Source organism: Rhizobium sp. BK377, from assembly GCF_014193935.1.
Taxonomy (GTDB): domain Bacteria; phylum Pseudomonadota; class Alphaproteobacteria; order Rhizobiales; family Rhizobiaceae; genus Rhizobium.
The window spans coordinates 172272-185266 of the sequence record NZ_JACIAC010000002.1; the positions used below are offsets into that span (position 1 = coordinate 172272).

Genomic DNA, 12995 nt, shown 5'->3' on the forward strand with positions numbered 1-12995 from the left:
ACGGCGGGTATGTCGTATCGCGTTGCGATACGACACCGCTGTTCGAGCCGGGCAAAGACGTACTGCCGGATTTCCTGCGACAGGTTCTTCGCCAAGGCCCAAAGCGGCGCTGCCGCCGGCCTGCCGCTATGAGGCGGCTTGACGGGCGGCCACGGAGTCACCGCGTTATTTGTTCACAGGGTTCACCGCTGCGTGACGCGGCGGGCCGCCGCCAAATCGACGATTCCGGTTTCAACTGATCGAGCGTTGCGCCTGTGAACGTCTCCCCTCGAATTGCCCTCCAGCTGAAACTGGTTGACCAGGTCGCGCAGACGGCCGGCTTCCGAAGATAGTGAGGCGACGGCAGCGGTCGATTGTTCGACCATCGCCGCATTCTGCTGTGTCGACTGATCCATCTGGTTGACGGCGGTGTTGATCTCCGCAAGTCCGGTCGACTGTTCACGTGCCGCGGTCGCGATGGCGTCCATGACCTGGTTGATCTGCGCGACATACTCGCCGATCGATTTAAGCGACGTTCCGGTCTGGAGAACGAGTTTCACGCCATTCTCCACTTCAGCCGACGACTGCTGGATGAGGATCTTGATTTCCTTCGCCGCTTGCGCGGCACGCTGCGCAAGCTCCCGGACCTCCTGCGCCACGACGGCGAAACCCTTGCCTGCCTCGCCGGCGCGGGCCGCCTCGACGCCCGCGTTCAATGCGAGAAGGTTCGTCTGGAAGGCGATTTCATCGATCACGCCGATAATGTTCGAAATCTGCTGCGAACTGCCTTCGATGCGGCGCATCGCCTGCTCGGCTTCCGACACTACGCTCGCCGAATGCTGAGCGCTGGCATTGGCTTCCCTTACCACGTGACGGGCTTCCTCGGTCCGCTTGGTCGCGGTCGAGACGGTCGAGGTAATCTCGTCCAGCGCCGCCGCCGTCTCTTCGAGAGAGGCTGCCTGCTGTTCGGTCCGCTTCGACAGATCCTGGGCACCCGATGCGATCTCGCTGGTGCCATTGTCTATGCTGTGCACGGTCTGAAGCACGGCGCCGATCGTTGTTCCCAACTGGCGCAGCGACGCGTTGAAGTCCTCGCGCAACGCTTCGTATTCCGCCGCAAATTGCTCGGAAAGCTGAAAGGATATGTCGCCTGCCGCCAGACGCCGCAGCCCCTCACCCAGCGTCGTCGTTGCGAAACGCAACTGCTCCGCCTCGCGCTCGGCCCGCCGCTGGGCCGCTGCGCGCGCCGCTTCGGCTTCGCTCCGCGTTGCGGCAGCTTCCCTTTCGAGCTTGACGACATTGAGCGCATTCTGCCGGAAGACTTCGACGGCACCTGCCATGTCACCGACTTCGTCGGCACGACCGGCATAGGGGATATCGCTGTCGAGATCTCCGGCAGACAAACGGCCCATCGCGGATGCGATCCTGCGGATCGGAGTGGCAATGCCGAGGATTGCGAACACGATACCGGCCACGGCAATCGTCACCGCAAGCGCCGCGATCACCGCTGTCAGCGTGAAGGCCGAATTCGCCGAGGCACCGCTAGCGTCCACGAAGCCTTCCGCCTGATTGAGGATGAACGCAACGAGATCGGCCACGCGGGCATTCACGACATCGGCCTGCGGCTCCATCGTTTCCTTGAAGAGGCGCGCGGCATCCGACGCCTTGCCGCTGGTCTGCAAGGCGACCATCTCGTCCGCCATGTCGCGGAATTTGGAAATTTCCGGCTTGATCTGATTGATCAGTTCACGCCCCCGCTCGGTGCGAACGCCTTTTTCATAGTCGAGAACGAACTGGTCGACGGAGGTGGCTGCAGCGGCGATCCCTTGCTTGCCGGCGCTCTGGTCTTCGGCTGTCGTATCCAGGAGGAAATCGGCATAAGCCAGCTGCAGTTCGAGGAAACTGCCCTTGATCTCGCGCGCCGTCACGAGCCGCTGCATCCAGAAGTGACCGATCTGCTCCGCATGCGAGCTGATCGTGGAGATCGTGCTCAGCGAAATATAGGATAGGCCGATAACGAAAATGCTGATGATCGACAGCTTCAGAATGAGGGCCTGCTTGATGCTTGGACGTTTCATGCGAGTCTCCTATCGAAGTGACCTGAAATGACCAGCTCGCCGGCCGATATAAAATCTCACATCGCATCGATAATTTAGTATTAACTAAACATCTAATCTGCTCCATTTTCGGATAAGTCGGGGCTGGTTGAAACTTCTGCGATCATTCGATCGCACAGCAATTTCCGGCTCCACAAATGCCGGTATAAACAGCCCCCAGGATGCAGCGGCCGGTAGAAAACCGGCGATGCGCGAATCATCGCATGGGGCACGGTTCACCGATCATGGCAGCAGCAATATGCTCCCGGCCGACCGTCCCGTTTCCATTTCCTCATGCGCCTTGGCAACATCCGCCAGCCCGTATTCCGCAGCGATCTCGCAGACGATGCCGCGCTCCATCGCTGATATCGCAGCCTCCGCGGCCTCGCGGTATCGGCCGGCATCGGCGCACCAGGCCATGATGCTCGGATGCGAGAGCGACTTGCCGGGCCGAAGCTCTTCCACGGCAACGGGCGGAATGGGACCGGCGGCCTGGCCGATGGTGATCGCCGTGCCGAAGGGGCGGACGGAACGGATGCTCTTCAGCAGCATGTCGCCGCCGATGCCGTCATAGGCGATGTCGACGCCGTTGCCGCCGGTCAGCCGCTTCACTTCGGCGACGATATCGGCCCCTCGCCCGATGATCAGGTGATCGGCGCCATAGGAGGTGGCAAGGGCCGCCTTTTCCGGCGAACTGACCGTGCCGATGACGGTGGCGCCAAGCGATTTCGCCCATCGCACCAGGATGCTGCCGAGCCCGCCGGCGGCGGCATGGATCAGCACGGTGCTGCCCTGCCCGACATTGGTGACTTTCCTCAGCAGCATATAGGCCGTCATGCCTTTGAGCAGCGAGCTTGCGGCCACCTTGGCGGAGACCGCATCGGGAAGTGCAATCACCCTTTCCGCCGCAATGACGCGGGTAGACGAATAGGCCCCGGCAGGCGGGCCGCCATAGGCGACGCGATCGCCCGGTTTGAAGCCGGAAACATCGGCACCGACCTCTTCAACCACGCCTGCGGCCTCCACGCCGATGACGGCGGGATAGGATGGCAGCGCGTAGAGCCCCTTGCGGTGATAGACATCGAGGAAATTGGTGCCGACGGCCTGATGGCGGATCTTGATCTCGTCGGCAGCGGGGGACTTTGACGGCTGATCCTGCAGCCGGAACTGGGTGACGTCGCCGGGGGCGTTCAGTAGGACAATCTGGTCGGGCATCGGTCGTTTTCCTCGATGGAGCAACTTGATGCGAGCAAATTAGCCCGTAGCCTTGTGGGTGAAAATTCCCTATTGTCGCACAAGGATTGGGAAGGAATTCACACAAATAGCCAAACTCACACAGATAGATTGGGACGACCTCAGGCATTTCCTGGCGCTGGCGCAGGCGGGCACCTTCCTCGGCGCGGCAAGGCAGATCGGCGTCGAGCACGCCACGATCAGCCGGCGCGTCACCGCGCTGGAGAAAAATCTCGGCCGCAAGCTCGTCGACCGCCGCGGGCGGCGCATCGTGCTGACCGCAGACGGCGAGCAGGTTGGAAGACACGCAGCGCTCGTCGCAGAGCAGACGGCGGTGATCGAGCAGCTCGGCCGCGCAAGCGCCACGGAGACGCGCGGCCATGTGCGGATCAGCGCCCCGCCGGCGCTGTCGAGCGTGCTTCTTGCAAAACCCGTAACCGCCATCCGGCGGGCGCATCCGGGCGTCGAGATCACGCTGGTGGGCGAAAAGCGCCTCGCCTCGCTGAACCGCCGGGAGGCGGATATCGCGGTGCGGCTGTCGCGCCCGGAAGCCGGCGATTATGCCATCACCAAGCTCGGAGAAATCGCCTTCCATCTCTATGCGTCGAGGGACTATCTGGAAACCGTGCCGGAGGCGCAGTGGACCTTCATCGGCTATGACGAGGGCATGAACGCCTCGCCGCAGCAACTGCGCCTCTTCGAACGCGCCGCCGGCCGGCCGATCACCATTCGCTCTTCCGTTCTGGAGTTCCAGGCAGCCGCCGCAAGGCTTGGCGGCGGTGTGGTGCTGCTGCCGGATTTCGCGGTGTCGGATGGCGACGGGCTTCAGCGTATCGAGGATGAAGCCTCTCTAAGGCGGGAAGTATGGCTGGTGGTCCACGCCGAGATCAGCGATGTGCCGGCTGTGAGAGTGGTTATGGAGGCGTTGAAGGGGGCGTTTTGAGATGTAGCAATGGCGTAGGAGGAACCATCCTCATGTCGGATCGCGGCTTGGACACCTGAAAGCCTCGTCAAAACCCCTCCCCAACCCCCCACAAGGGGGAGGGGTTTGGGGCGGGGTGTTAGCGAGGCCAACAGCAGATGCGGCCGCAGCTCAGCTAGCGCAACGAAAGCCCCTGGAAGGGGTTTCGGAAGACCGTAAGCGCTGTCTGCCTCACCTTGATCACACGCGTTGTGCCGTTTCGAAGACTACCGCTGTGACAGATGGCAACAATGCAACATGAGCGGTCGTCAGCGCGGGACGTTATACGGCCGACGCACATACCGTTGGCGGACGACTTCACCCTCTCTCCAGATGCCCCCTGGAATGAAGCCGCAGCGCTCATACAGCCGTCTGGCCGCCCCCGCTCCCGGACTATCTGCGACGAACGTATCCACATGAATAGTAGACTTAGGAGGTGTGGTTGAAATGGCAGCCTCGACAAGCAGCTTGCCAATGCCGAGCCGCTGAAAGTTGGTAGAGACCGCGAGCCAGCGGATGGCATACTCCGTACCGCTACCGCCTATGATAACGCCCCCTAAAAAGCAGCCATCTCCAGCATCGGTTCTTGCGCAATAGGCCAGCCGCTGCGCGATCTTCCGGATAAGAACGTCATCGAAACCGGGCATGGGACCGAACAATGGCACCACTTCGTCAGCCAGCCGAAGCCAAGGCGCTACATCATCATGTTGTGCCAAGCTGATCTGAACTTGCATCCGCTCCTCGCCATGTCCTGAACCAAAAACGCCATAGCAGGCGGATGTTGGCTTGTCCGCTTCGGGCGCAACAGCAGACTTCAGCCAAGTGTTCGCCCCAATGACAAAAACTCGCACCGGCTGTCGAATTCGAGCCCGCTCGCACGTCATCTTGCCAGAGAGGTTACGGAGAACAGCGATGACGATAACCACGACCGCCTTCGAATGCCCCTCGCACTTGCCTTGTTTTCGCCACTACCTTGACATGTGTTATTTACAAAGGCAACCTACTATAGGTAAAGATATGGAGGACAGGCCATGCATGAGATGACCGCATCGGAGATGCTGAGAGATCCGCTGATCCGCCAGCTGCTGCGGGCCGACCGGATCAGCCTTGCCTCTTTCGCCGCGCTGCTCGATGCCGCCGGCCAGCGGCAGGCCCGCCGCGCTGCCGAAAGCGCTCCCCCTCGGCCTGCAACTCCGGAGGCCTGGAGCGGCGAGGTCCTTTCCACCGTTTGATGTTCCCCTGCCCGATCAGGGCTACCTTCGGCCCGCCCTAGCCAGGCGGGCTCTTTTTTGCGCCGTGCGCGGCCGCGCCAGGCCACCCGGGCGCGATGCAGGTCACAAGCGACAGCGCGTCAATGCATGAATTTGCCACGGTCACGACTGAATCTTCACGCGACTTTGCAAAAGATCCATGATCGCCGCGGCCAGAAAATCAGCAACACGACGAATGCGAGCACTTGTGCGCACCCCGAACGAGAAAGTCCGCCCCTATCGAGCCTCTTGGAAGTTGGTTTACTTTGCGTAAGACATCATTTTTTGGGACGCCCTGCAGTCACCATTGGAAGCTGCCGGGCTGAAAGCGGTCAATCCCTGGTCCCCAACATTGCGGCTACAGATAGTGCGGCCTGCCAAGGCTAGGAACAAATGCCAACCGCCGGGGTTCATGCCTCACATGACAAAGGAGGAATCTCATGGACCATAGCAATCATGTTCGGTTGGCAGCGGATGAACTCACGCCAGTAAACCTCGAAGGCGCGACCGTCTATGGAGCCAATGACGAGAAGGTTGGAACGGTGGATCACATTCACGGAACCAGTCTCGCAGTCATAGACGTCGGCGGCTTCCTCGGGATTGGAGCCAAACCCGTCGCCGTCCCATTCAAAGATTTCGATTGGATGAGAGATGAGGACGGCGTCGTGCACGCCGTGACGGGCTGGACCAAGGACCAGCTCGAAGACATGCCCGAACACCGGGATTGAAGCGTCGCCCGGCCCAGGTGCAGGGCTTTCCGCTCCGCCGGATTATTATTCTGTATCTGTTCTTGTAGTGGAGGACGGAATGGAAGCGCAAAAGATGTTTTTTGACAAAAGCGACTGGGTGCCTAACAACCAGACGCTTCCGGTTATCGTCTATCGTGAAATCTTTATCTGCGATGACGGGTGTGAGGAGTTTGCACGCCTATTCACATCGCACGGATGGGAAGGTGTATGGCGCGATGGTGTTTTCGATTATCAGCACTATCACGCAGGCGCTCACGAAGTGCTTGGGATCGGAAGAGGAACGGCCAAACTGCTGATTGGCGGCCCTACCGGTAAGGTGCTCGAGTTGCACGCGGGAGATTGTCTGGCGCTTCCAGCCGGAACGGGACATCAAAACCTTGGCGCGAGCAGCGACTTTCAGGTGGTCGGTGCCTACCCTCCAAGCCAACACCCCGATATTCAGACAAGCGCTGCGACCGCAGAACTCCTCAAAAAGATCGCCGAGGTCGCGTTGCCCGAAACCGATCCGGTGCAAGGCGCCTCCGGCCCGCTGTTCGAGGCTTGGCATCTCGGCGATAAGCAAGAAACCGATCCAGGTTTCGCTTCGGCAGGAAAAATCGGGTGAATGAATTTGACGATATCGCTCTTGTTTGCCTGTCTTGCCAGCGCCCAGGCGGGCCTCTTCGTCCTGCACATTGGCCCGTCAAAGGGAGCCATGGTGTAGAAACGAGTAAGTGAAGTCGATCCGACACTTGCATGGCGAAAAGCCAGTCACCGCCGCATATCCGGCGTCTTGCCCGCAAGATCGCCCGGCGTCTTGCCCGCAAGATCGCCCGGCGTCTTGCCCGCAAGATCGTCCGGCGTCTTGCCTGCAAGATCGCCCGGCGTCTTGCCTGCAAGATCGCCCAGCATCTGCAACGCCAGATCGGGCGCGACATGGTGCGGCATATGGCCGACGCCGTCGAGCAGTTCGATCCTTGCCGCAGAATGCCTCGCCTGTAGCCAGTCGAGATGCCAGCGGGGCTCGATGATCCGGTCCTCGCGCCCGAAGAGGACGGAGAGCGGCAGATCGGCCGGCAGGCTTTCGAGCGGCTGCATATCGCCGTTGAAGGCCCAGAGTTCTTCGGCCATGGCGGCGATCGAGGCGGCATTGACCATATGCATTGCCGGCAGGGTAGAAAGCCACGATGTCACCGGATTGGGATAGGACGAGGCGCGCAGGCCGCGTTCGAGGAAATAGGGCGACCAGCGGGCAATCACATGTTGGCGGATAACCGGGCCGACGAACGGCGCCATGGCGCTGCGCAGCACGATGAACGGCTTGAAGGGAACGGGCCGGCAGCAGGGCGAGATGAGGAACAGGCCCTTGACGAGATCCGGCCGGCGGGCGGCCAGATGCAGCGCCGGCGCGCAGCCGATCGAATGGGCAGCCAGCACGACCTCCTCCAGATCCAACGCCTCCAGGAAGCGCTCCAGCCAGAAGGACTGGCCAAGCGGGCCGCGCTCACCGGCGGGCAGTGCCTGGCTGAAGCCATAACCCGGCCTGTCGGGCGCGATGATGTCGAACCCGCTGCCCGAAAACGGCATCATCACCTCCTCGGCGATACTGCCGCAGCCATGCAGCAGCACGACGGGATTTCCGTCTGCGCTTCCGCTTTCGAGCATATGGATCTGCTCGCGACCGGTTTCGATGATTTTGCCAACCCGTGGAGAGACGGCCGGCGGCGGGAGAGGCTGCCCGTAGATCATGATCGCCCAAACGCGGAGACGCGGAAAACGTTCCCCTCGCGCCCCAAAATCGGCCCGCTTTCAGGCGGTTAGTGCAGCGGACCGCGCATCCCCTGCCCTCAGGGATTCCGGCGAATGCGCCAGCCGTCAGTCCTGGGCGGCCACCGCACCGGTTGCGCCGAGATAGGCCACGAGCATGGCCCGGTCATGCCATCCAATATCCGCAGTCTTGCCCATCAGCTCCGCCGGCACCTTCCAGCCCGGATCGACGCCTTCCATGTTTGGGAGTTCATGGGCGATGCCCTTGTGGCAATCGATGCAGGTCGCCTTGCCCGGCAGCAGGTATCGCGTGTGGATCTCGGCGGCGCGCACGGTCTGTTTCGTCAGGTCCATGGCGCCCATCGAGTGGCAGTTCCGGCATTCCAGGCTGTCATTGGCCTTCAGTCGCGCCCATTCGTGCTCGGCGAGTTCCAGCCGCTTGTCGAGGAATTTTTCGCGCGTGTTGATCGTCCCGAATATCTTGCCCCAGACTTCCTTCGACGCCTGCATCTTGCGCGCGATCTTGTCGGTCCACTGGTGCGGCACATGGCAGTCCGGGCACGTGGCGCGAACGCCCGAGCGGTTCGAGAAGTGAACCGTGCGGCTCAGCTCCTCGTAGACGTTCGTTTTCATTTCATGGCAGCTCGTGCAGAAGGCCTCGGTATTGGTCGTCTCGAGCGCGGTGTTGAACGCGCCCCAGAACATGACGCCGCCGACGAAGCCGCCGAGCGTCAGGAAACCCAGGCTGAGGGTCGCGGCCGGCGTGCTCAGCAAACGCCAGCACCAGAGGACTATCGCCTTTATCCAGCCGATCATTGCTCGCTTCCCGCAGGCTTGAAGCCCAGCTCGCTCATATCCTTGAAGGTGTTCGGCACCAGGGGCTTCGCATCCGCCTGCGGCACGTGGCAGGCGGTGCAGAAATATCGCCGGGGCGAAACGTCGGCCAGCATCTGCCCTTCGCGGGTCATGTAATGGGTGACGCTGATCATCGGCGCGCCGGAGCCTTCGGTCAGCTCGCGCCGATGGCAGGAAAGGCAGCGGTTGGCGTTCACCGTCAGCTGGTAGCCCTCGATCGAATGCGGGATGATCGGCGGCTGGTCCGGATAATTCCGCATCTTCCTGATGTCATCGATGACCCATTTGGGAACCGGCTTCGCCTCCTTGCTCTCCATCGGATTGTCGTTGCCCTGCAACGAGGGCACGACCTGCGCGAGCGTGACGGTACCGGTGAGCATGAGAAAGGCGACGGCCGCGATCGCCCACACGCGCCTCTTGATCAGACGACCGGAAGAATCTTGACTGCGCATTTTTTGAAATCCGTCTGCTTGGAGATGGGGTCGGTGGCGTCGAGCGTGACCTTGTTGATCAGCTGGCTGGCGTCGAACCACGGGACGAAGATCACGCCATGCGGCATGCGGTTGCGCCCGCGAATTTCCACGCGGCTGATGATCTCGCCGCGCCGCGACTGGATGCGCACTTCCGCCCCCTGGTTGATGCCCATCTTCCTGGCGTCGTCGCCGTTCATGAAACAGCGCGCGCCGGGAAAGGCCCGGTAGAGCTCGGGAACACGCATCGTCATCGAACCGGAATGCCAATGTTCGAGAACACGGCCCGTCACCAGCCAGAAATTGAACTCGTCATCGGGCGACTCGGCCGGCGGCTCGTAAGGCACCGCCAGGATGACCGCGCGCCCGTCCTTCTGCCCGTAGAATTTCAGCCCCTCGCCCGGCTTGACATAGGGGTCGTAGCCCTCGCGGTATCGCCACCGCGTCTCCTTGCCGTCGACCACGGGCCAGCGCATGCCGCGCACCTGATGGTACATGTCGTAGGGCGCCAGATCGTGTCCGTGCCCGCGGCCGAAATGGGCATATTCCTCGAACAGCCCCTTCTGGATATAGAAGCCGAAGGCCTTGGCCTCGCGGTTCTCGTAGTCGGGCGAGACGTCCGTCAGCGGGAATTCGTCCACATTGCCGTTCTGGTAGAGCACCTGGTAGAGCGTCTTTCCCTTGTAATCCGGGTTCTTGTCGAGGATATCGGCGGGCCAGACCTCGTCGGTGGTAAAACGCTTGGAGAATTCCACCAGCTGCCAGAGGTCGGAGCGGGCCTCGCCGGGCGCGTTGACCAGCTGGTGCCAGACATGCGTGCGCCGTTCGGCATTGCCGTAGGCGCCCTCCTTCTCCACCCACATGGCGGCCGGCAATATCAGATCGGCGCTCATGGCGGTGACGGTCGGATAGGCGTCCGAGACGACGATGAAATTGTCCGGATTGCGGTATCCCTTATAGGTCTCGTTGCTGGTGTTCGGTGCAGCCTGGACGTTGTTGTTGACCTGCACCCAGTAGAAATTCAGCTTCCCGTCATTGAGCATACGGTCCTGCTCGACGGCGTGATAACCGGGCTTGTCCGGCAACAGCCCGTCCGGCAGCTTCCAGATTTCCTCGGCATGCTTGCGATGCTCGGGATTGGTGACGACCATGTCGGCCGGCAGGCGGTGGGCGAAGGTGCCGACCTCGCGGGCCGTGCCGCAGGCAGACGGCTGCCCCGTCAGCGAAAACGGGCTGTTGCCCGGCTCGGAAATCTTGCCCGTGAGCAGATGCAGGTTATAGACCATCTGGTTGGCCCAGACGCCGCGCACATGCTGGTTGAAGCCCATGGTCCAGAGCGACATGACCTTGGTCTTGGGATCGGCATAGAGTTCCGCGAGCTGTTCCAGGAAGGCGCTGTCGACGCCCGAAAGCTCGACCGCCTTTTCGAGCGTGTATTCCGAGACCATCGCCTTGAAGGCCTCGAAATCGATCGGATCCATCTTGGCGGCGTCGGCCACACCCTTGGCCTTCATTTCCAGCGGGTTGTCGGGACGCAGGCCGTAGCCGATATCGGTCGTCCCCTTCATGAACTTCGTATGCTTGTCGACGAAATCCTTGTTAACGCGGCCGGTCTGGATGATGTGGTTGGCAATGTAGTTGAGGATCGCAAGGTCCGAACCCGGCTTGAAGATCAGGGGTATGTCGGCAAGGTCCATGCTGCGATGCGTGAAGGTGGAGAGCACCGCGACCTTCACATGCTCGTGCCCGAGCCGCCTGTCGGCGACGCGCGTCCAGAGGATCGGATGCATCTCCGCCATGTTCGAACCCCAGAGCACGAAGGCATCGGCGTTTTCGAAATCGTCGTAGCATCCCATCGGCTCGTCCATGCCGAAGGTGCGCATGAAGGCCACCGCCGCCGAAGCCATGCAGTGGCGCGCATTGGGATCAAGATTGTTGGAGCGGAAGCCCGCCCGCATCAGCTTTGTGGCGGCATAGCCTTCGAAGATCGTCCACTGGCCGGAGCCGAACATGCCGAGCGCCGTTGGCCCCTTCTCCTTCAGCACGCGCTTGGCCTGTGCCGCCATCACGTCGAAGGCCTCTTCCCAGGTGACGGGTTCGAACTCACCGTCCTTGGCATAGACGCCATCCCGTTTGCGCAGCAGCGGGCTCGTCAGCCTGTCCTTGCCGTACATGATCTTGGAGAGGAAATAGCCCTTGACGCAGTTGAGGCCGCGGTTGACCTCCGCTTCCATATCGCCATGGGTCGCGACGACCTGGTTCTCCTTCACGCCCACCATGACGCCGCAGCCGGTGCCGCAGAAGCGGCACGGCGCCTTCGACCATTTGATCTCGAGGGCAGCCACCCCGCCGGGCACCGACTGCGCCGAAGCGGGCGCAGCGATGCCGGCGGTCGCAGCCGCGATTGCCGCCGCCTGCGCCTTCAGGAGATCACGCCGCGTGAGTTCGGTCGTCATCGATTGTCTCCTTCATTTCCAATGCCTGTTCGAAAACCATATGGGCGGCGAGCACGCCGTCCATTGCCGAGATGCCGATGAGCGTTTCCCCGAGCACGCCGGAATGCGGCCCCTCGATCACCACGACGATCTTGCCCGGCACCGTCGCGTGAACCTCGACCCCTTCGATAACGGCCAGACGCGCCGCGACATCCTCGGTCAATTCGGGACGCGTGACGACGACGGCGCTGGAGACGTGGTGTCGGGCCTCAGACATGAGCTGCCTCCCGGCGGCGGGGTTTCATCGCAATGGCATCGGCCGGACAGACCGCAATGCAGGCGCCGCATCCCGTACAGGCATGCGCATCGAGCTCGGGAACGAACGGCCCGCCGAGCCGCGGCCAAAACCGGATGGCGCCGGCCGGACAGCTGTTGCGGCAGGCCTGACAATCGACGTAATTATTGGCGAGGCACCCATCACCTATTGCCGCATAATGGGCAAAACCGCCTGCGATGCCGGCAGGGAAAACACTCTCGGGACATCGTTCTGCGCACTGGCCGCAGAAGGTGCATTCTCCCTGCAGGAAATCGACGACAGGAACGCCCGCACGGATCGAGATGATCTTCGTCGGACAGGCATCGACGCAGGCGCCGCAGCCCGAACAGCTTCGAACGGATGTTTCAGTCGCTCCGGGAGGAAAGATCCCCCCGGGAGGAAAGATCCCACCCGGATCGTCCGAGGACCTGCCTGTGAGAAAACCGCGCCGGGTGCGAGCCGTGAGAACCATGGACGATCCTCACTCTGCCGAGCCTGGAGGCGCGGCCTTGACATCATGGGGTCCCGGCGGCCCGTAAACGATCTGATACATCCAGACCGCGAAGCCATAACCGCCGACGACCCCGACAGCGACCACGGGCCAGATCCCGAAGGCGAGCACGGCGAAGGTCAACAGTTCCCGCCTGCGTTTCCGCCTGAACTCTCCAACAGAATCCGTGATTTGAGCCACATCGCCCCCCAGAGTTGCTAAATAAGCTGTCACAACCCTTCATGCATGTCCAGCCGATCTCCATCCGGATCGCGACTTTCGCATGCGATTCGCGATCCGGAGATCGGTATGGGAGGACAGGTATCGCACCCTCGCCCGGCAGTCCTTGACAAAGATCAAGTGGGCGTCGGCGAGATTGAATGCGCCGGACATCCGGCCCGGACGTGCCGGCCCA

Annotated in this window: 14 protein-coding genes; 4 read left to right on the forward strand and 10 right to left on the reverse strand. The window is 61.9% G+C overall.

The window, feature by feature from the left end; all coding sequences use genetic code 11:
* Positions 1-182: 182 nt before the first annotated feature.
* Positions 183-2057: a methyl-accepting chemotaxis protein gene (locus FHT92_RS09435; RefSeq protein WP_183824157.1), complete on the reverse strand. Its 1875-nt coding sequence runs from the start codon at positions 2055-2057 to the stop codon at positions 183-185.
* A gap of 261 nt (positions 2058-2318) precedes the next feature.
* Entirely contained in the window at positions 2319-3290 is a 972-nt protein-coding gene (locus tag FHT92_RS09440) for a quinone oxidoreductase (RefSeq protein ID WP_183824159.1), read from the reverse strand.
* 58 nt (positions 3291-3348) lie between these two features.
* Between FHT92_RS09440 and FHT92_RS09445 the strand changes: the two genes are divergently transcribed.
* Complete coding sequence (locus tag FHT92_RS09445) at positions 3349-4251, forward strand: LysR family transcriptional regulator (protein ID WP_183824161.1); 903 nt, start codon at positions 3349-3351, stop codon at positions 4249-4251.
* A 287-nt stretch (positions 4252-4538) separates the two neighbouring features.
* On the opposite strand, the gene FHT92_RS29725 is transcribed toward FHT92_RS09445, so the two are convergent.
* Positions 4539-5195 (reverse strand): GNAT family N-acetyltransferase, encoded by a 657-nt coding sequence (locus FHT92_RS29725; protein WP_183824163.1) that lies wholly within the window; start codon positions 5193-5195, stop codon positions 4539-4541.
* Positions 5196-5300: 105 nt separating this feature from the next.
* Between FHT92_RS29725 and FHT92_RS09455 the strand changes: the two genes are divergently transcribed.
* The 3 genes from FHT92_RS09455 (at position 5301) to FHT92_RS09465 (ending at position 6872) form a co-directional block, all read left to right on the forward strand.
* Positions 5301-5501, forward strand: coding sequence for a hypothetical protein (locus tag FHT92_RS09455; protein ID WP_183824165.1), 201 nt, complete (start codon positions 5301-5303; stop codon positions 5499-5501).
* A 458-nt stretch (positions 5502-5959) separates the two neighbouring features.
* Complete coding sequence (locus FHT92_RS09460; RefSeq protein WP_183824167.1) at positions 5960-6247, forward strand: PRC-barrel domain-containing protein; 288 nt, start codon at positions 5960-5962, stop codon at positions 6245-6247.
* Positions 6248-6326: 79 nt separating this feature from the next.
* The gene (locus FHT92_RS09465) at positions 6327-6872 is read left to right on the forward strand and encodes a cupin (RefSeq protein ID WP_183824169.1); all 546 of its coding nucleotides are present in this window, start codon (positions 6327-6329) and stop codon (positions 6870-6872) included.
* 146 nt (positions 6873-7018) lie between these two features.
* Here the strand turns inward: FHT92_RS09465 and FHT92_RS09470 are convergent, their stop codons facing one another.
* From FHT92_RS09470 to napE, 7 genes are all read right to left on the reverse strand, one after another.
* A complete protein-coding gene (locus FHT92_RS09470) occupies positions 7019-7996 on the reverse strand; it encodes an alpha/beta fold hydrolase (RefSeq protein WP_183824171.1) in 978 nt (325 codons plus the stop codon).
* Positions 7997-8122: 126 nt separating this feature from the next.
* Positions 8123-8830, reverse strand: coding sequence for a cytochrome c3 family protein (locus FHT92_RS09475; protein ID WP_183824173.1), 708 nt, complete (start codon positions 8828-8830; stop codon positions 8123-8125).
* Complete coding sequence (locus tag FHT92_RS09480) at positions 8827-9321, reverse strand: nitrate reductase cytochrome c-type subunit (protein ID WP_183824175.1); 495 nt, start codon at positions 9319-9321, stop codon at positions 8827-8829. Before FHT92_RS09480 ends, FHT92_RS09475 begins: the two co-directional genes overlap by 4 nt.
* On the reverse strand, positions 9291-11795 hold the full coding sequence (gene napA, locus FHT92_RS09485) for a periplasmic nitrate reductase subunit alpha (protein ID WP_183824178.1): 2505 nt from the start codon (positions 11793-11795) through the stop codon (positions 9291-9293). The genes FHT92_RS09480 and napA overlap by 31 nt, the downstream gene beginning before the upstream one ends.
* Positions 11770-12051 (reverse strand): chaperone NapD, encoded by a 282-nt coding sequence (locus FHT92_RS09490; RefSeq protein ID WP_183739314.1) that lies wholly within the window; start codon positions 12049-12051, stop codon positions 11770-11772. The genes napA and FHT92_RS09490 overlap by 26 nt, the downstream gene beginning before the upstream one ends.
* Positions 12044-12562 carry a ferredoxin-type protein NapF gene (napF, locus tag FHT92_RS09495; RefSeq protein ID WP_183824183.1) on the reverse strand — a complete coding sequence of 173 codons (519 nt, stop codon included), beginning with the start codon at positions 12560-12562 and terminating at the stop codon, positions 12044-12046. Before napF ends, FHT92_RS09490 begins: the two co-directional genes overlap by 8 nt.
* Before the next feature lie 9 nt (positions 12563-12571).
* Positions 12572-12781 (reverse strand): periplasmic nitrate reductase, NapE protein, encoded by a 210-nt coding sequence (napE, locus tag FHT92_RS09500; protein ID WP_183824185.1) that lies wholly within the window; start codon positions 12779-12781, stop codon positions 12572-12574.
* Between the last annotated feature and the right edge of the window lie 214 nt (positions 12782-12995).